This window comes from Rhodococcus sp. MT28, from assembly GCF_058792695.1.
In genome coordinates this window covers 12,961-30,552 of the sequence record NZ_JBXAFD010000014.1, presented here as the reverse complement: position 1 = coordinate 30,552, position 17,592 = coordinate 12,961, and the positions used below count along the sequence as shown (strand labels likewise).

Annotated in this window: 16 protein-coding genes and 1 tRNA gene; 7 read left to right on the top strand and 10 right to left on the bottom strand. The window is 62.5% G+C overall.

The features are described 5' to 3' along the window. Window position 1: 1 nt before the first annotated feature. From AC1Q6C_RS29575 to AC1Q6C_RS29565, 3 genes are read left to right on the top strand one after another with little or no spacing between them, the layout of a single operon-like run. A complete protein-coding gene (locus AC1Q6C_RS29575) occupies window positions 2–1,168 on the top strand; it encodes a hypothetical protein (protein WP_030537322.1) in 1,167 nt (388 codons plus the stop codon). Between the two features lie 2 nt (window positions 1,169–1,170). After that, window positions 1,171–1,953: an SDR family oxidoreductase gene (locus AC1Q6C_RS29570; protein WP_007726165.1), complete on the top strand. Its 783-nt coding sequence runs from the start codon at window positions 1,171–1,173 to the stop codon at window positions 1,951–1,953. A 7-nt stretch (window positions 1,954–1,960) separates the two neighbouring features. Beyond that, a complete protein-coding gene (locus tag AC1Q6C_RS29565) occupies window positions 1,961–3,100 on the top strand; it encodes a sulfotransferase family protein (RefSeq protein ID WP_020908307.1) in 1,140 nt (379 codons plus the stop codon). A 73-nt stretch (window positions 3,101–3,173) separates the two neighbouring features. Here AC1Q6C_RS29565 and AC1Q6C_RS29560 read toward each other — a convergent pair whose 3' ends face one another. Next, complete coding sequence (locus AC1Q6C_RS29560; RefSeq protein ID WP_047270171.1) at window positions 3,174–4,019, bottom strand: alpha/beta fold hydrolase; 846 nt, start codon at window positions 4,017–4,019, stop codon at window positions 3,174–3,176. Then, the gene (locus AC1Q6C_RS29555; protein WP_230358836.1) at window positions 4,016–5,806 is read right to left on the bottom strand and encodes an N-acyl-D-amino-acid deacylase family protein; all 1,791 of its coding nucleotides are present in this window, start codon (window positions 5,804–5,806) and stop codon (window positions 4,016–4,018) included. The genes AC1Q6C_RS29560 and AC1Q6C_RS29555 overlap by 4 nt, the downstream gene beginning before the upstream one ends. 97 nt (window positions 5,807–5,903) lie before the next feature. Here AC1Q6C_RS29555 and AC1Q6C_RS29550 point away from each other — a divergent pair, with 97 nt between their 5' ends. Together AC1Q6C_RS29550 and AC1Q6C_RS29545 are read left to right on the top strand one after the other, a co-directional pair. Further along, complete coding sequence (locus AC1Q6C_RS29550; protein WP_003941289.1) at window positions 5,904–6,551, top strand: TetR/AcrR family transcriptional regulator; 648 nt, start codon at window positions 5,904–5,906, stop codon at window positions 6,549–6,551. Window positions 6,552–6,945: 394 nt separating this feature from the next. Continuing rightward, window positions 6,946–7,071, top strand: coding sequence for a hypothetical protein (locus AC1Q6C_RS29545; RefSeq protein WP_255246884.1), 126 nt, complete (start codon window positions 6,946–6,948; stop codon window positions 7,069–7,071). Window positions 7,072–7,153: 82 nt separating this feature from the next. Here the strand turns inward: AC1Q6C_RS29545 and dcm are convergent, their stop codons facing one another. Beyond that, the gene (gene dcm, locus AC1Q6C_RS29540) at window positions 7,154–8,449 is read right to left on the bottom strand and encodes a DNA (cytosine-5-)-methyltransferase (protein ID WP_063316884.1); all 1,296 of its coding nucleotides are present in this window, start codon (window positions 8,447–8,449) and stop codon (window positions 7,154–7,156) included. 159 nt (window positions 8,450–8,608) lie between these two features. Next, window positions 8,609–8,679, bottom strand: a tRNA-Cys gene (locus tag AC1Q6C_RS29535). A gap of 233 nt (window positions 8,680–8,912) precedes the next feature. Between AC1Q6C_RS29535 and AC1Q6C_RS29530 the strand changes: the two genes are divergently transcribed. Beyond that, window positions 8,913–10,181: a multidrug effflux MFS transporter gene (locus tag AC1Q6C_RS29530; protein ID WP_230358837.1), complete on the top strand. Its 1,269-nt coding sequence runs from the start codon at window positions 8,913–8,915 to the stop codon at window positions 10,179–10,181. Here AC1Q6C_RS29530 and mraY read toward each other — a convergent pair. Further along, a complete protein-coding gene (mraY, locus tag AC1Q6C_RS29525) occupies window positions 10,178–11,254 on the bottom strand; it encodes a phospho-N-acetylmuramoyl-pentapeptide-transferase (RefSeq protein WP_003941316.1) in 1,077 nt (358 codons plus the stop codon). The genes AC1Q6C_RS29530 and mraY overlap by 4 nt on opposite strands. Before the next feature lie 85 nt (window positions 11,255–11,339). Here mraY and AC1Q6C_RS29520 point away from each other — a divergent pair, with 85 nt between their 5' ends. Beyond that, the gene (locus tag AC1Q6C_RS29520; RefSeq protein ID WP_054825961.1) at window positions 11,340–11,873 is read left to right on the top strand and encodes a MarR family winged helix-turn-helix transcriptional regulator; all 534 of its coding nucleotides are present in this window, start codon (window positions 11,340–11,342) and stop codon (window positions 11,871–11,873) included. Window positions 11,874–11,950: 77 nt separating this feature from the next. Here the strand turns inward: AC1Q6C_RS29520 and AC1Q6C_RS29515 are convergent, their stop codons facing one another. The 5 genes from AC1Q6C_RS29515 to AC1Q6C_RS29495 are packed head-to-tail and all read right to left on the bottom strand — an operon-like array spanning window position 11,951 to window position 17,424. Then, the gene (locus AC1Q6C_RS29515) at window positions 11,951–12,727 is read right to left on the bottom strand and encodes an enoyl-CoA hydratase (RefSeq protein ID WP_003941374.1); all 777 of its coding nucleotides are present in this window, start codon (window positions 12,725–12,727) and stop codon (window positions 11,951–11,953) included. Next, window positions 12,727–13,620, bottom strand: coding sequence for a 3-hydroxyisobutyrate dehydrogenase (gene mmsB / locus AC1Q6C_RS29510; RefSeq protein WP_003941308.1), 894 nt, complete (start codon window positions 13,618–13,620; stop codon window positions 12,727–12,729). Before mmsB ends, AC1Q6C_RS29515 begins: the two co-directional genes overlap by 1 nt. 23 nt (window positions 13,621–13,643) lie before the next feature. Continuing rightward, window positions 13,644–14,702, bottom strand: a complete 1,059-nt coding sequence (locus AC1Q6C_RS29505; RefSeq protein ID WP_230358839.1) for an enoyl-CoA hydratase/isomerase family protein — start codon at window positions 14,700–14,702, stop codon at window positions 13,644–13,646. Next, the gene (locus AC1Q6C_RS29500) at window positions 14,699–15,859 is read right to left on the bottom strand and encodes an isobutyryl-CoA dehydrogenase (protein ID WP_064075262.1); all 1,161 of its coding nucleotides are present in this window, start codon (window positions 15,857–15,859) and stop codon (window positions 14,699–14,701) included. The genes AC1Q6C_RS29505 and AC1Q6C_RS29500 overlap by 4 nt, the downstream gene beginning before the upstream one ends. A gap of 14 nt (window positions 15,860–15,873) precedes the next feature. After that, window positions 15,874–17,424 carry a CoA-acylating methylmalonate-semialdehyde dehydrogenase gene (locus tag AC1Q6C_RS29495; RefSeq protein WP_492666949.1) on the bottom strand — a complete coding sequence of 517 codons (1,551 nt, stop codon included), beginning with the start codon at window positions 17,422–17,424 and terminating at the stop codon, window positions 15,874–15,876. Between the last annotated feature and the right edge of the window lie 168 nt (window positions 17,425–17,592).

The following is a 17,592-nucleotide window of genomic DNA, read 5'->3' as shown; positions in this document are numbered from 1 at the left end:
CGTGCTGACGGACCCGTTTGCCGAGGCGATCGCCGAAGCCGAGAAATTGATCGAGACTGCGCCGCACATCAGATCCGAACAGGATCTACTGGAGGGATACCAATATCTGGCCGGCGGAATCATCGCGACGACGCATGCCGCCTGGGCCGGCGAAAAGACCCATCCGAGTTTCATCCAGGGCACCGGACCATTCACCAAGATGGGCCTCGACAACCCCGACACTCTGTACTTCGGCGCCCGAATCAACGACGACAAGGAATACAAGGTCACCGGAAAGCGCGGCACCACAGCCGATCTCAGCTTCCAAGTGTTGAGTGGGAACTACACCAACTCGAACGTTCCCGGAAGCGAAATTGCCTTCGACGACCGCGAGCTGGAGATAGACGACGACGGCAACTTCGTCGCTTGGTTCGGCCCCGGCCCCGCCGACGGACGAGCCAACTACTACACCCTGGCGCCCGGATCCTCGCAGCTGGTCGTTCGCGAGGTCTACAGCGACTGGAGTCAGCAGCGCGGCGTGATCCGCATCGAGCGCACCGATTCGATCGGGATCGCGCCGCCACCTCTCACCGCCGAAGAGACCGAGAAGCGTTACGCCCGGGCTGGGAAGGCACTGGTCACGCGGGTCAAGACGTGGCTCCAGTTCCCGGAGTGGTTCTACCTCAAGCTCGCGGTCAACACCATGACCGAACCACGCCTGACACCGGGCGGGCTGGCAACGCAGTACTCGTCGGTGGGACATTACGAACTCACCGACGAGCAGGCGATGATCATCACCGTTCCCGCCTCCGACGCACCGTATCTCGGCTTCCAACTGGGGAGCCTCTGGTACATCTCACTGGACTACGTCAATCATCAGACCTCCCTCAACAACGGCCAGGCACAGGTCGATCCGGACGGGATGGTTCGAATGGTGGTCAGCGAGAAGAACCCCGGTGTCACCAACTGGATCGAAACCGTCGGACATCCGCGCGGCATTCTGCAGTTCCGTTGGCAGCGCGTGTCCCGCGAGCTGACGCCGCAGGACGGTCCCACCGTCGAAATCGTCGCCGTCGCAGATATTGCGAAGCACCTGCCGCATTTCGACACCAACGCCATCACCGCCGAGGACTGGGCAGCGCGCATTGCCCAGCGCCAGGCCGCCATCGACAACCGAATGCTGGGGTAATCATGACCGCCTTGCTCGAAGACCGTGTAGTAGTCATCTCCGGAGTCGGCCCGGCACTCGGCCGCGCTCTGGCCCTTCGATGTGCGTCGGCCGGCGCGAGTCTTGTTCTCGCAGCACGTACGCAATCGCGACTCGACGACGTTGCGAAGGAAATAGTCGATGCCGGTGGGCGCGCCGTCACCGTTGCCACCGACATCACCGACCAGGCTTCCGCCGAGAATCTGGTGGCCGAGTCCATTGCCGCCTACGGCAAAGTGGACACTCTGATCAACAATGCATTCTCGATTCCGTCGATGAAACCGTTGGCTCGCACCGATTACCAGCACATCCGCGACAGCATCGAACTGACCGTGCTGGGTGCGTTGCGCCTGACTCAGCTGTTCACGCCAGCACTTGCCGAGTCGGACGGCTCCGTGGTGAACATCAATTCGATGGTGTTGCGGCATTCGCAAGAGCGTTACGGCAGCTACAAGATGGCGAAGTCGGCCCTGCTCGCCATGTCGCAGTCCCTGGCCACCGAACTCGGCCCGCAGGGAATTCGTGTCAATTCGATTGCACCCGGCTATATCTGGGGAGACACCCTCAAGGGATACTTCGCGCACCAGGCGGAGAAGTTCGGCATGACCGTCGAGCAGATCTACGAGCACACTGCGTCGAACACCGACCTCAAGCGCCTGCCGACGACGGATGAAGTATCCGACGCGGCGATCTTCCTGGCGTCTCCGATGGCCAGCGCGATCACCGGCCAATGCATCGACGTCAACTGCGGCGAATTCCATCACTAGGAGCACCATGACTGAACGCACTCACGTCGGCACCGTCGAGGATCTCCACGCCTCGGCGACACGGATGACCGGACTGACGGACTTCGGCGTCGACGATTACACCGAAGCTCTGTCGGTCCTGCTCGAGTCCTACGACCGCGACGAGGATCTGACGCCCTTCGGCAGCAAGATCTCTCGGGTATTCCTTCGCGGCGCCCTGGTGGCCCGTCTGCTCAGCGAATCGGCGTGGAAGGAGCATCCGGAACACGCCGACGTCAAGATCGAGCGGCCGATCTTCGTCACCGGATTGCCACGGACGGGCACCACTGCCTTGCACCGCCTCCTCACGGTCGACCCGGCTCACCAGGGCCTCGAGATGTGGCTGACCGAGTTCCCTCAGCCTCGCCCGCCTCGCGATACGTGGGAATCGAACCCGGTCTTCGCCAAGATCGAGGAGACATTCGGTCAACACCACGTCGAGCATCCCGAATTCATGGGCGTGCACTACATGTCGGCCAGCGAAGTCGAAGAATGTTGGCAACTCTTGCGTCAGACGTTCAAGTCCGTGTCGTACGAGTGCCTGGCGAATCTACCCACGTACTCCGCATGGCTGAAGGACCAGGAGTGGTCGAACGCCTATGCACGACACAAGAAGAACCTGCAGCTGATCGGTCTGCCCGATCAGGATCGACGGTGGGTCCTCAAGAACCCGAGCCACCTGTTCGCGCTCGACGAATTGATGGAGGCGTACCCCGACGCTCTCGTCATTCAGACTCACCGCTCCCCTACGACGATCATTCCGTCGGTGTGCAGCCTGGCCGCCCAGGCGACAGAGGGTTGGTCGAACACGTTCACCGACAAGGTGATCGGCGAAAGTCAGCTCGAATTGTGGGCCAGGGGGCTCGAGCAGTTCGACAGTGCACGCGCACACCACAATCCCGCACAGTTCATCGACGTCGACTATCAGGACTTCGTCACCGATCCGCTGGGAACCGTCGAGAACATCTACACGCACTTCGACATCCCGTTGACATCTACTGCGCAGCAGTCGATGGAGGCCATGCACGAGGAAAGCCGTTCGGGTGCTCGCAAACCGTCGCACAAGTACACGCTCGAGGAATTCGGCCTGACGAAGGAGCAGGTGGAAGAGCGATTCGGAACTCGCTGACCACCGCTGGCCGACGACCTTGCTGACAACTGAAGCCCCGCCGATCGGCGGGGCTTCAGTGATCAAAACGCGGTCAGCTGCTGAGATGCTCACCCAGCAGTCGGTCCAACTCGACCGGCGCCTCGTCCGGAATCCAGTGGCTCACGCCGCTGAGAACTTCGAACCGGTACGGACCGTCGACAAACGCGGGGGTGAGCGCAGAACCCTTGGGCCCGATGGCGGCGTCGCCGTCACTCCAGACGTGCAGGGTCGGCACGGTGACCCTGGCAGTTGCGGGGTTCGGCTTGGTCATCCACATCGCGCGATACCAGTTCAGACCACCGCGCAGGCGGCCGGGAGCCAGCATGGCATTCAGATCGCGCCGTGCGTTCTCCGGCGTCTGTCCGCTCGAGATCAGGAACTTCTCACCCGCCGACGTGGAGGACAGAACTTTCTCGGGAACGAACGGCAATTGGAACGCCCCCATGTACCACGATTTCAGTCCCTGCGTGCTGGTCACCATCGCCTTGACGAACGCCAGTGGATGCGGAACCGACACCGCGGTAACGGTGTTGAGCAAATCGGGCCGCTCGGCAGCGACCTGCCATGCGACTGCGGCACCCCAGTCGTGGCCGACCAGGTGCACTTTGCCCACTGCGAGCGCGTCGATCAGTGCGACAGTGTCAGCGGCGAGTTCGGACCCGCGGTACGCCCAGCGCGCTTTCGGCCTGGCGCCGGGTGAGTACCCTCGCTGATCCGGCGCCACCGTGCGGAAGCCGCGGGTGTGCAGCAGCGGTGCGAGCTGATCCCACGAGCTCGAATCCTGCGGAAATCCGTGCAGGAGAACCACGACCGGACCGTCGGCGGGTCCTTCGTCGCGCACGTCGAAGGTCAGCCCGGACCGGGAGTACGAGGTGAGGCGATCCGCCGGTGTAATCATAGCGCCACGCTAGTCTTCGCGGCCCTGGTAACCGGAGCCTTTTCACCGGCACGCAGGAACTGACCTGTCTTTTCGATTCCGAATCCGGGGGCGAATTCACCTTCGCGGTAGACGAGTCGGCCGTTGATCACCGTAGCGACCGCTGCGTCGTCGCTGCGGTTGACCATCCGGCTGATCCCGCCGTACTCGGGAACCTTTGCCTCGAACAACCCGTCCACCGACTCGTCGAGCCCGGCCGGGTCGATGACAACGAAGTCCGCGCGGTCACCCTGGCGTAGATGCCCGGCGTCGATGCCGTACCAGTCCGCCAGTTCGCCTGTCAGGCGGTGGATTGCGCGTTCGATGGTGAGGAACGGCTTGCGGTCACTCTGAGCGTCCTTGACGCGCTTGAGGAGTCGCACCGGGTAGTTGTAGAACGCCATGTTGCGCAGATGCGCGCCGGCATCGCCGAAGCCCATCTGCACACCGGAACTCGCGGCGAGTTTCTTCGCGAACTTGGGCCGGTGATTGGCAATGGTGGTGCGCCAGCGAAGATCTCGCCCGTACTTCACCACCAGGTCGAGGTACGCGTCCACCGGGTGCACTCCGCGGATGTCACCGACCTGACCGAAGTTCTTGCCGATCAACGTCTCGTCCGGGCATCCCACGATGACCGCATCGTAGAAATTGCGATGCCAGATGCGGGGTGAGAACTTGTTGTCGTAGTCCTTACGGAATGCGCGACGGTACGACTCGTCCTGGAGCAGTTCGTTGCGCTCCACCTGGTCCTTGAGGTGCAAAGCGGCGGCGCCGGCACCGAACTCCTCGAACACGACCAGGTCGATTCCATCCGCGTAGACGGTGAAGGGAACCGGAAGGTGCTGCCACTTGAAATCGGTCTTCGCGAAGCGATTGAGCAGTGGGGCCGCAGCGAGCATGAAGTACACGATCACCGGGTAGGCCTTCGAATCCGCACCGGAGAGCAGCGACGTCTTGAGCGGTTTCTTGCGTCCGATCGCCGAGCTTTCGGCGAAGAACGCCGCGACGTTCGGATGCAGGTTGATGGTCGGAGCGCTCTGCAAGATCTTTCCGCGATCACGAAGGATGCGATTGAGGAATCGGAACTCTTTCCACCGTGCATACGTCGACGGCAAAGAGCGAGAACGATATTCGTCGCCGTCGATCTTGTCGAGGGCATTGGTCATCGACGACAGGCCCAGCATCCCAGCGTCGATGGCGTCCTCGAGCATCGAGCCCATCCGGCCGAGTTCCGAGCGAGTCGGCTTGACCTTCTTGTCGGTGCCGCGCCCCAGTCCGAGTACGTGCGTGCGGATGTCGGAATGACCGATGAAGGCCGCGACATTGGGTCCGAGGGGAAGGGCTTCGAGGGCGGCGGTGTACGCCGCGGGACCGGTCCAGGTCTTGTTCGCTTCGAGGATGCGCAGCACCGCGTCGTGGGGAACTGCTTCGACCCGGCTGAACAGATCCGCAATCTCGCGCGGGGTCGAATACACCGCCGACAGCGAGCAATTGCCGAGCACGACCGTCGTGACGCCGTGGCGAACCGATTCCGGAAGCCCTGGACTGACCAAGGCTTCGGCGTCGTAGTGCGTGTGGACGTCGACATAGCCGGGGAGAACCCATTTGCCGGCCGCGTCGATCACTTCTGTGTCCGGCCCGATCTCGAGGCGCGTCGTGGACACCTCCGCGACCACGCCGTCTCGAATTCCGAGATTACGACGCAGACCTGGAGCCCCCGTCCCGTCGAACCACAACCCGTCGTTGACCACGATGTCGAAAGCAGACACTGTCGGACTCCTCGCCTCACGTATGTGTTACCTCACGTTATAGACAGCGTTGAGTAAAAGTCAATGAACCTTCCGAACCAATACATAAGATGACGGAATGGCTGCAGTCCCCCGCTCCCCCGAAGACCGTCAGAGGCAAATCCTCGAGGTGGCAGTACAGATGCTGCGGACCGAGCCTTTCGACCAACTGTCGATGGATCGCGTCGCAGCCGAGGCCGGTGTCTCGCCGCCACTGCTGTTCCACTACTTCAAGAACAAGAAGGGTTTCCAGAACGCCATCCTCGAGGCCGCCTCGGCCGATCTCGAAGATCGAATGCGACCGGATCCCGAGCTACCCATCACGTCCCAGCTGCGCTCAGGTATCGAGACATTCGTCGACGCCGTTATCGAGCACCCCACCATTTACCTCGCCGTGATGCGTATGGCCGGCAGTGGCGACGTTCGAATGCGCACGATCTACCGAGGCATGCGCCGCACTTTCACCACGTGGATCGTCGCTGCGCTGACGAATCTAGGCATCGAATCGAATGCGACCGTGGAGGCGACAATCGCCGGGTGGCAGGCATTCATGGAGGAAATCGTCGTCAACTGGATCGACGAGCCGACGCTCGAGCGAGGCGAAATGGTCGACCTTTGCGAACGAATCTTCTACCACTGCCTACCGGCAGCGGGCATCAGCGTGGAGCAAATAGTGGCAGCCACCGTTGTCGCGACGGCCAGTGAGTCCGGCGCAACACAACTGTGATCTTCGTGCCGGGGTTTCACAGGTGGTCACGATTGGGTATCTTGCTTGCAGTGGCACTGGACCACGACCCCAACACATGAAGGATCCAACATGGAGTCTGTCGAAAACGTATTGCCCGAGGGTGTCAAGCTCGAAGACGTCTTGAGTGTCCTCAAGGTCGCAGTTGCGGGCATCGGCCTCATCAGCGCACTTTCGGCATTCAGCTGATCGCAAAGCGTCATCGACAGGCCGGACTTCGGGGAGTCCGGCCTGTTTTTTGTTTACGTTCCTGAACAATCCGTGAACTTTTCAGCAACTTCAGCGCAAAGCGGTCATTTCGACCCAAACAAGCGTCCAGTTTGCTAATTTGTGTCTGCGACACAAGGTCGTACAGAAACACCACGCAGACACAACCTTGTACATACAAACCTGTACATACGACACGGAGGACCGAAACATGGGTTCCATCAACACCCTCAGCGCCGTCATCGACATCATCAAGGTCGTCCAGCCGTTGATCGCCAAGCTCAACCTCAGCTGATTCGCTTGCACCACACCCCTGCCAGGGCGTAACTCGAAATGGGGCCGACATCGTCGGCCCCATTTTCCGTAGGTGCTCTATCTCAGCCGAGTGCCTTCTTGATCTCTCCTGCCAGTACCGACGCCAGCTGCGGCGGCACCGCATTGCCGATCATCGTGCGCACCGCTCCCCACTTGCCCTCGAAGACGTAGTCGTCGGGAAAGGTCTGGAGGCGAGCAGCTTCTCGAACGGTCAACGATCGCGTGTGTTTCGGATGCACGTTGCGTGAAGCCGAGATCATCCCGAAAGTGGTTCCGACCGTGGACGCCGGCTCGTCCCACCGGAGGCGCTTGTACGTCGTGTTGTATCCGGACGACGGTCGCATGGCCGGATCTTCGTTGTCGTGAGCCGACATTCCTTCCGGTACATCACGCAGCCACCGCAAGACGTGCTCGGGATGTTCGACGGCCCAGTGCAGCGGGTCCGTCTCGCAGGCCTGCCCGGATTCCAGCGGGGCCAGATCGACGGTGGCATCGCGGAAAGTCCTCAGCGGCGCAACATCATTCACGCCGTGAGTCTTCGGCGGGAAACGCAGCGGCCCGATACCACTGTCGCGGCGGGTCGCCACGATGAACACTCGTTCCCGGAACTGCGGGACGCCGTAATCCTGCGCATTGACCGTGTTGACCGACGCGTCGTAACCGCATGCAGCCATCTCGCCGAGAATCCGGTCGACGACCATCCCACCGTCCGGGTCTTTCATGCTCAGCAGCAGCCGAACATTTTCCATCACCACGACCTTCGGCCTCACCAGATCGGCGAGCTCGAGTAGGTTCCGGAAGAGATGGTTACGCGGATCGTCGCGGTCTCGCCGGCCGGCGAGACTGAAACCCTGACACGGCGGCCCCCCGGCCAACACATCGATATTCACCTGTGCCAGAAGATCTTTCACACGGGCTTCGTCGATCGCCCGGATGTCCTCACCGAGGCACTTCGCGCCGGGGAAGTTCCGATCGAAGGTCGCGCGCGCCTCCGGCACGACTTCGATGTATCCCTCCACCGAAAACCCCGCCATCCGAAAGCCTTCGGCCATACCGCCACAACCGGAGAACGCCGTCAATACGGTGGGGCCACCGTTTCCTGCCCCCGCGACCGCACGCCTGGCCACCGAGGCGGGGTCGTTGACCGGTGTCGCTCGACGCGCACGGGTACTACCGCTCGATCGCTTCCGGGGGGCCGCGTACGTGCCCTCACGCTTGGCTGCTTCCAACGCGGAGAGGGCCGTGAGGACTGCTCGCTCAACCGGTGGCTTCGGATATGCCTTGTCGAGTTCCCACGCGGAGACGACTGCTGACGAGACTCCCGCCTGGCGGGCGAACTGGAACTGACTGATCCCCACGTGCAAGCGCCGCGATCGCAGGTCCTGTCCCGAAATCAATTCAGTGCCTCACTCATGTGGTCCGCTCGCTCCGGCAGCCCAGACTATCGCAGCCGACCCCGCGAACCGGGACCACACAAGAGAGACCGGCAGGCGATATGCCTGCCGGTCTCCGACACGAGCGGATGACGGGACTCGAACCCGTGTGAACGGCTTTGCAGGCCGGTGCCTAGCCACTCAGCCACACCCGCGTCAGTGAGTAACTCTGCCCTGAGTGACGATCTCGAACCACAGTTCCGCTCAGCATGATTCGAGTGCATTCTCGCCAAGCGTTCCAGTCTCTGGGAAAAGTGCGGGCCTTTCGGGAACAAATCGGTCAGTCTCGATGCTGACTCCCTCGGTGGGCGCAGGTCATTCGATTGCGGCCCGACTTTCGACCGAACGACCGAGCAGTTCGCCAGACCCAGACAACCCAGAAGGTTTCATGAGTGCCGAGAACACCGCCATCGCCCCGCCTGTGAAGGCAGCTCCGCTCTTGGAGGCGGCCCCGCTGGATACGAGCAGTGTCGACCGTAAGCCGAGCGTCGGGAAGATTCTTGCCCTCGGTTCCATGACCGCGCTCGGGCCCTTCACCATCGACATGTACCTGCCCGCGCTGCCGGATATCGGTGCCGATCTCGGGGTCTCGTCGTCAACGGTTCAGCTGACGATCACCGGAACTCTCATCGGCCTCGCACTCGGCCAGCTGTTGGTCGGGCCGCTCTCGGACACTCTCGGCCGCAAGAAGCCGCTGCTCGCCGGGATCGGTGTGCACATCCTGGCTTCGCTGCTGGCGGTCTTCGCACCGAGCATCGCGGTCCTCGGCATCCTGCGGGTTTTCCAGGGCATGGGCGCGGCGGCCGCGGCAGTGGTGACCATGGCGATCGTCCGCGACCTCTACAGCGGTAACACCGTTGCCGTTGTGATGAGCCGGCTGATGCTCGTGCTCGGCGTTGCGCCGATCCTGGCGCCCAGCATCGGTGGCGCCCTCCTCGTCGCCCTCGACTGGCGCGGGATCTTCGTCGTACTGGCACTGATCGGCGTCGGCACAGCGATGATCGGTGCGTTCGGACTGTCCGAAACATTGCCGAAGGAAAAGCGTCGCCCGAGCGGATTGACGTCGGTTCTCCGTACCTACGGTTCGCTGCTCGGCGACCGCACGTTCATGGTCCTGACGCTCGTCTCCAGCGTCGGCATGGCGTCGTTGTTCGCGTATGTCTCGGGCGCGTCGTTTGTCTATCAGGATCAGTACGGCCTCAACGAGCAGGAGTTCGCGCTGCTCTTCAGTGCGGGCGCGATTGCGTTGATCGGCGCTTCGCAGGTCAACGTCCGACTGCTCGATCGGTGGACTCCCCAGCAGATCACCAAGTGGGCCCTCGTGGCTGCCGTTGTCTCCGGGGCCGTCGTCATTGCTGTCGCGGTCCTGGAACTGGGCGGGCTCGCTGGATTCGTGATCGCACTGTGGGTCATGGCCGGTGCCATCGGGTTCGTTCTGCCCAACGCCCCGGCACTGGCGCTCGCTCGTCACGGCGAAGCGGCCGGTACTGCCGCCGCAATGCTCGGTGCATTCCAGTTCGGCGTCGGTGCGGCCATCGCGCCGGCCGTCGGCCTACTGGGAAACACGAGCACAGCCCTGGCCGTCACGATGACGGCGTGTGTGTCGCTCGGTCTGATCGCTCTTCTGGCTACGACCCGAAAGAGTGAATCGGTCTAACCGGCAGCGGAGAACCACTCGCTGTAGAAGGTGGCAAGTCCCAGGACGCACGAGATCGCGACGAAGATCCAGAATCTTGCGATCACGACGGTTTCCGGCCAACCGAGTAACTCGAAGTGATGATGGATCGGGGCCATCTTGAATACGCGTCGGCCGGACGATCGGAAGACCAGAACCTGGATGATCACCGACAGGATCTCAGCGACGAACAGGGCGCCGATGATGACCATCAGCAGCTCGGTGTGCGTCGTGACGGACAGGCCGACAACCAGGCCGCCGAGCGCCAAGGAGCCGGTGTCGCCCATGAAGATCTGAGCCGGGGCGGCATTCCACCAGAGGAAGCCGAGGCACGCCCCGCCTGCGGCGGCAGCGACGATCGCGAGATCCAGGGGGTCACGAACGTCGTAGCAACCGGCGGCAGGCTCGAGGACACACGAGTTCCGGTACTGCCAACCGGCGATGACGACGTAGGTCCCCAGGATCATGCCCATCGACCCGGCCGCGAGACCGTCGAGGCCGTCGGTGAAATTGACGGCGTTGGACCAGGCGAACACCAGAATGCAGAAGAAGACCACAAAGCCGATGGCACCCATGGAGAACACCGAGATGTCACGAACATGGGACAGGTACTGGCTTCCGGGAGTGACTCCGTTGTTGTTGGAGAACTGCAGGAACAATATGCCGAAGATGATGGCACTCGCCAGCTGACCGACGGTCTTCGCTGTCTTGTTGAGCCCGAGATTGCGCTTCTTACGGATCTTGATGAAGTCGTCGAGAAAGCCGACGATTCCCAGTGACGTGGCGAGCGCGAGAACCAGCCAACCGGATGCAGACAGCCGCGGTAGCCGCGAGCCGAATCCGATGATGTGTGCCGCCAGGTAGCCCGCCCACATGCCGGCGATGATCGCGATGCCGCCCATTGACGGGGTGCCACGCTTGCCCTGATGACTCTGCGGACCCTCGATCCGAATCTCGTGCCCGAGCCCCTGCCGCGAAAGCACACGAATGAGAAACGGAGTCAGGAAGAGCGCGACGAACAACGAGACGCCACCCGCTACGAGGATTGAAATCACCCGTGGGACTCTACAGACGTAAGCGGCTGCGACACACAATCAGACAAGGCACCCGACCGCTTGCCAGCATGGGATGATCGAACCTATGTCTCCCCCCGCGCCGCTCCCCCTCGACCCCATCGAAGAGGCGCATCGTCAGTGGACGGAGCACGGGTGGAGCGATGTCGCCGACGGTATGGCTGCGGTCACGTCGGTGATGCGTGCGCAGCAGATCATGATGGCGCGGGTCGAAGAGGTACTCAAGCCGCTCGGGTTGACCTTCGCTCGCTACGAACTGCTGACGCTTCTCACCTTCACCAGGTCGGGCGCACTCCCGATGGCCAAGGCGAGCGCCCGACTCCAGGTTCACCCCACCAGCGTCACCAATGCCGTCGACCGTTTGGAGAAAGCGGAGTTGGTCAGGCGGGTCCCGCATCCCAGCGATCGCCGTGCAACGCTCATCGAGATCTCGGACGCCGGTCGCGCACTGGCCCTCGAAGCGACCGAAATGCTCAACAGCAAGGTGTTCGCTCACCCCGGACTCCAGCAGGACAAGCTCGAGCAATTGGTGACGATCCTCACTGAACTTCGCAAGACTGCGGGTGACTTCGACACCGGCGGCGCACCGACCAAGTGGTGAACCGACCACCCGTACACACAAAGAAACTGCCCTCACACTCTCGACGAGTGTGAGGGCAGTTTCAGCGCTGTTGAAATTCAGCGGTGCTTGAATTCTGCCGACCGCTTCTCCACGAACGCGGTCATGCCTTCCTTCTGATCCTCCGTCGCGAAGGTCGAGTGGAACACCCGACGCTCGAAGCGGACGCCCTCGGCGAGGGTGGTCTCGAAGGAGCGGTTGACTGCTTCCTTGGCCATCATCGCAATCGGCAGCGACATCTCGGCGATGGTGGTTGCGGTCTTCAAGGCATCGTCGAGCAGATCGGCGGCCGGAACGATCCGGGCAACCAGGCCTGCACGTTCGGCTTCTTCTGCGTCCATGTTGCGGCCGGTGAGGCACAGCTCCATGGCCTTGGCCTTGCCCACGGCGCGCGTAAGGCGCTGCGAGCCACCGATACCCGGAATGACACCGAGCTTGATCTCGGGCTGGCCGAACTTCGCGGTATCCGAAGCGATGATGAAATCGCAGAGCATCGCAAGCTCGCAGCCACCACCGAGCGCGTATCCGGAGACGGCGGCGATCAGCGGCTTACGAGCTGCTGCGACGCGGTCCCACGGGGTGAAGAAATCCTCGACGTATGCGTCCATGTACGTCTTGGACTGCATTTCCTTGATGTCGGCACCGGCGGCGAAGGCGCGCTCGGAACCGGTGATCAGGATGGCTCCGATGCCGTTGTCCGCTTCGAGGTCGGCAACCGCGGCGACGACCTCGTTCATCAGCTCGGAGTTCAGCGCGTTGAGAGCCTTCGGGCGGTTGAGCGTGATGACGCCGACGCGACCCTTACGCTCGAGGATGATGGTGTTGAAGTCGGTCACTACTGTCCTTCGGTCGAACGGTCACGGATGTCGTTGATGATGGCAGAGAAGTCCTGACCGCCACCGCCCGCGGCATGGAAGCGACTGTAGAGTTCGGCGGCCTTGAGTCCGATCTCCGCATCGACGCCGTTGTTGCGCAGCGCATTTGCTGCCAGACCCAGGTCCTTGTCCATCAGTGCAACAGCAAAGCCGGGCTGGTAGTCGTTGTTGGCCGGGCTGGTGGGCACAGGTCCCGGAACCGGGCAGTTGGTGGTCAGTGCCCAGCACTGTCCCGAGGCGTTGGACGCCACGTCGAAGAGCGCCTGGTTGCTCAGGCCGAGCTTTTCGCCCAACACGAACGCCTCGCTGATCGCGATCATCGAAATGCCGAGGATCATGTTGTTGCAGATCTTGGCTGCCTGGCCGACACCGGCGTCGCCGCAGTGAACGACCTTGCGGCCCATCACGTCCAGCAACGGTGACGCGGCTTGGAAGTCAGCTTCGGAACCGCCGACCATGAATGCCAGCGTGCCTGCGGTAGCCCCGACGACTCCACCGGAGACCGGTGCGTCGACGCTGCGGTGACCGGCTGCTTCGGCCTTGTCGTGTGCCTCGCGGGCGTCTGCGACGTCGATGGTGGAACAGTCGATGAACAGCGTGCCCGGTGTTGCCACCGGCAGCAGCTCTTCGTACAGACCCAGAACGTGCTTACCGCTCGGCAGCATCGTGATCACGACGTCGGCACCGCGAACGGCGTCGACCGCCGAATCCGCTACCGATGCACCGTCTTTGACTGCCTGCTCCAGCGCCGCAGGTGCCAGGTCGAAACCGACGACCTTGTGTCCGGCCTTGACGAGATTGGCCGCCATCGGGCCACCCATGTGACCGAGTCCGATAAATCCAATGGTGCTCATTAGTGATGCTCCTTCGGCGGTGATCAGTTGCCTTGCGGTTGAGGGGTGAGTCCGAGCTCGTTGTCGCCCAGCGGGGCGAAGTAGGCGTCGACGGATTCTGCCGTGACGTCGTCGAGGGTTGCCGGCAACCACTTCGGGTTTCGGTCCTTCTCGACTACCTGGGCGCGAATACCCTCGACCAGGTCGTGTGAGGCGAGCGCTGCCGTCGAGACCCGGAACTCCTCGTTGAGGACTTCTTCCAAGCTTGCTGCTTCCTTGGCATGTCGCAGGGATCGCAGGGTCACCGACAGTGCAATCGGGGACTTGCCGAGAATCTGCTCCGCTGCCTTCTCCGCTTCGGGGATTCCACTTGCGCGAAGACGCTCGACGATGGTGGATACGTCGTCGGCGGAGTACGCGGCGTCGATCCAGCTCTGCTGGGCCAACAGTTCCGACACCGGAGCCGGCTCCGCGTACTGCGCCACGGCGTCGGCAACCGAAGACGACGCGAGTGCGGCGATGAACGTCTCGATGTTCTCCGACGGGATGAAGTGGTCAGCGAAGCCTGCTGCGATGGCATCGCCGGCGCTCAGTCGCGCCGTGGTGAGCGCGATGTGCGTTCCGAGTTCACCGGGAGCACGCGAGAGCAGGTAAGTTCCGCCCACGTCAGGGATGAAACCGATTCCGGTCTCGGGCATTCCGATCATCGAGCGCTCGGTCACGATGCGAATGTCGCCGTGTGCGGACACTCCGACGCCGCCGCCCATGACGATCCCGTCCATGATCGCGACGTACGGCTTCGGGTAGTTCGCGATCTCGGAGTTGAGGATGTACTCCTCACGCCAGAAGTCGAGCGAACCGGTCTTGCCGTCCTTGGCGTCGTGGTAGATCGAGACGATGTCGCCGCCGGCGCACAGACCACGCTCGCCGGCGCCCGTGAGTACGACTGCCTTGACGTCGTCGTCGGACTTCCATTCCTCGAGGGCCTTGGCCATCGCCTTGACCATCGAGTGGTTGAGGGCATTGATCGCCTTGGGACGGTTGAGAGTGATGAGCCCCAGCCCGTCACGCTTTTCGATCAATACCTCGAGCTCGTCGCTCATGCTGCTCCCTGCTTTCCCTGACCTGATGCGACCACGCTGCGGGCGATGACCACCCTCATGATCTCGTTGCTGCCTTCGAGGATCTGATGAACCCGAAGATCGCGGACGATCTTCTCGATCCCGTACTCAGCAAGATAGCCGTACCCGCCGTGAAGCTGGAGGGCCTTGTTGGCTACGTCGAATCCGGTGTCGGTGGCAAAGCGCTTGGCCATCGCACACAACTCCACGACGTCGGACGCTCCGTCTTCGAGTGCGGCAGCGGCGCGCCACAGCAACGTCCTGGCCGCTTCGAGTTCGGTACGCATGTCGGCGAGCTGGAACTGCAGGGCCTGCGACTCGATCAGTGCCGAACCGAAAGCTTTGCGGTCCACCAGATATGCGACTGCCTTCTCCAGCGCTGCCTGGGCCCCACCGACCGAACAGGCGGCGATGTTCAGCCGGCCGCCGTTGAGACCTTTCATGGCGATGCGGAATCCGCTGCCCTCTTCACCGAGCATGTTGGCGGCAGGAACTCGCACGTCTTCGAAGATCACCTGACGGGTGGGCTGCGCGTTCCAGCCCATCTTGATCTCGTTGGCACCGAACGACAGTCCGGGCGAATCCTTGGGCACGATGAACGCCGAGATCCCCTTGGCACCGGCAGATCCGGTGCGTGCCATCACGACGTACACGTCGGAAGTGCCTGCGCCGGAAATGAACTGCTTGACGCCGTTGAGGATGTAGTCGTCGCCGTCACGAACGGCCTTGGTGCTCAGGCCCGCAGCATCGGAGCCAGCGCCGGGTTCGGTGAGGCAGTAGCTGCCCAGTTGATCCATCGAGCAGAGTCCGGGAACCCACTTGTGGCGCTGTTCGTCGTTGCCGAACTGGTCGATCATCCACGTGACCATGTTGTGGATGGAGATGTACGCGGCGATCGACGGATCGCCCTTGGCCAGCTCTTCGAAGATCCGGGCAGCGTCGACGCGACTCAGCTCACTGCCACCCACGTCTTCACGAATGTAGATACCGCCCATTCCCAGGGACGCCGCCTTACGGAGGACGTCCACCGGGAAATGCTTGGTCTGATCCCACTCCACTGCGTTGGGCGCCAGATGCTCGGCCGCGAAGTCGCGGGCAGTGTCACGAATCGCCCGCTCGTCATCGGTCAGAGTAAACATGGAAAGTGTTCCGATCAGTTCATCGTGGGGATGACGAAGTGGTTGTCAGGAGCGGAGTCTACGGAGCGACCCTCCTGACCTGCTTCCTTCTTGCCGGAAGGCCAGCGCTGCGTCACGGTCTTGGTCTTGGTGTAGAAGCGGAAGGAGTCGGGACCGTGCTGGTTCAGGTCACCGAATCCGGAGCGCTTCCAGCCACCGAAGGTGTGGTACGCGATCGGGACCGGGATCGGCACGTTCACGCCGACCATGCCGACGTTGACGCGAGCGGTGAAGTCACGCGCGGTGTCGCCGTCGCGGGTGAAGATGGAGACGCCGTTGCCGTACTCGTGTTCGGTCGGAAGACGCAGTGCCTCTTCGTAATCGGCAGCGCGGACCACCTGAAGGACGGGTCCGAAGATCTCTTCCTTGTAGATGCGCATGTCCGAGGTGACGTTGTCGAACAGGGTTGCGCCGGCGAAGAATCCACCTTCGTGGCCTTCGAGGGTGAAGCCGCGGCCGTCGACGACTGCCGTTGCGCCCTCGTCGATGCCGATCTGCACGTAGTTGTTGACGCGGTCGAGGGCATCCTGGCAAACGAGCGGTCCGAAATCGACGCCTTCGTCGTCACTGCGACCGATCTTGAGCTTCGCGACGCGCTCCTTCAGCTTCGCGACAAGAGCGTCCGCGGTCTCCTCGCCGACGGGAACGGCAACCGAGATGGCCATGCAACGCTCGCCGGCGCTGCCGTAGCCCGCACCGATCAGGGCGTCGGCAACCTCGTCGAGGTCCGCGTCCGGCATGACGATCGCGTGGTTCTTGGCGCCACCGAAGCACTGTGCGCGCTTGCCGTGAGCTGCAGCCGTCTCGTAGATGTACTGAGCGATCGGCGTGGAGCCGACGAAGCCGACGGCCTTGATGCGATCGTCGGTGAGCAGAACGTCGACAACTTCCTTGTCACCGTTGACCACGTTGAACACACCTGCGGGCAGTCCTGCTTCGAGGAACAGCTCGGCCAGGCGCAGCGGGACGGAGGGGTCACGCTCGGAGGGCTTGAGGATGAAGGCGTTACCGGCGGCGAGGGCGGGGCCGGCCTTCCACAGCGGGATCATCGCGGGGAAGTTGAAGGGCGTGATGCCGGCGACGACGCCGAGCGGCTGACGCATGGAGTACACGTCGATGCCGGTGCCGGCACTCTCGGTGAATTCACCCTTGAGCAGGTGCGGAGCGCCGACGGCGAACTCGATGACCTCGAGGCCACGCTGGATGTCACCCTTGGCGTCGGCGACGGTCTTGCCGTGCTCGGACGAGAGGAGGCGGGCCAGAGAATCCATCTCGGCCTGGCCGAGCTGCAGGAACTTCATCAGCACGCGGGCACGCTTCTGCGGGTTGAACGCTGCCCACACCTGCTGCGCCTCTTCGGCATTGGCGATGATGGCTTCGGTCTCGGCCTTGCTCGCGAGGGGAACGCGGGCCTGCACCTTGCCGGTGTTGGGATCGAACACGTCCGCAAATCGATCAGATGTCCCGGGAACACGCTTGCCACCGACGAAGTGCGTCAACTCGTGAACCGTCGCATTTTCAACCATTGTGCTAACCCGTTCCTTGCTCGTATGGACCGCCCAGGAGGCAGCAGTGAATATGTCTACCATCCTATAGTTGGATGTCCATGTATGTCTAGAGCCCAAGGGCTGTGGGGCTTTTTTGCAAGAGGGGGGGTAATGGAGGGACACCGCGCGGAGTATGGGTTTCGCTTC

Coding starts and splice junctions, on each gene's coding strand:
- AC1Q6C_RS29570 (WP_007726165.1), top strand. CDS start 1,171: ATGACCGCCTTGCTCGAAGACCGTGTAGTAGTCATCTCCGGAGTCGGC.
- AC1Q6C_RS29565 (WP_020908307.1), top strand. CDS start 1,961: ATGACTGAACGCACTCACGTCGGCACCGTCGAGGATCTCCACGCCTCG.
- AC1Q6C_RS29560 (WP_047270171.1), bottom strand. CDS start 4,019: ATGATTACACCGGCGGATCGCCTCACCTCGTACTCCCGGTCCGGGCTG.
- AC1Q6C_RS29550 (WP_003941289.1), top strand. CDS start 5,904: ATGGCTGCAGTCCCCCGCTCCCCCGAAGACCGTCAGAGGCAAATCCTC.
- AC1Q6C_RS29530 (WP_230358837.1), top strand. CDS start 8,913: ATGAGTGCCGAGAACACCGCCATCGCCCCGCCTGTGAAGGCAGCTCCG.
- AC1Q6C_RS29520 (WP_054825961.1), top strand. CDS start 11,340: ATGTCTCCCCCCGCGCCGCTCCCCCTCGACCCCATCGAAGAGGCGCAT.
- mmsB (WP_003941308.1), bottom strand. CDS start 13,620: ATGAGCACCATTGGATTTATCGGACTCGGTCACATGGGTGGCCCGATG.
- AC1Q6C_RS29505 (WP_230358839.1), bottom strand. CDS start 14,702: ATGAGCGACGAGCTCGAGGTATTGATCGAAAAGCGTGACGGGCTGGGG.
- AC1Q6C_RS29500 (WP_064075262.1), bottom strand. CDS start 15,859: ATGTTTACTCTGACCGATGACGAGCGGGCGATTCGTGACACTGCCCGC.
- AC1Q6C_RS29495 (WP_492666949.1), bottom strand. CDS start 17,424: ATGGTTGAAAATGCGACGGTTCACGAGTTGACGCACTTCGTCGGTGGC.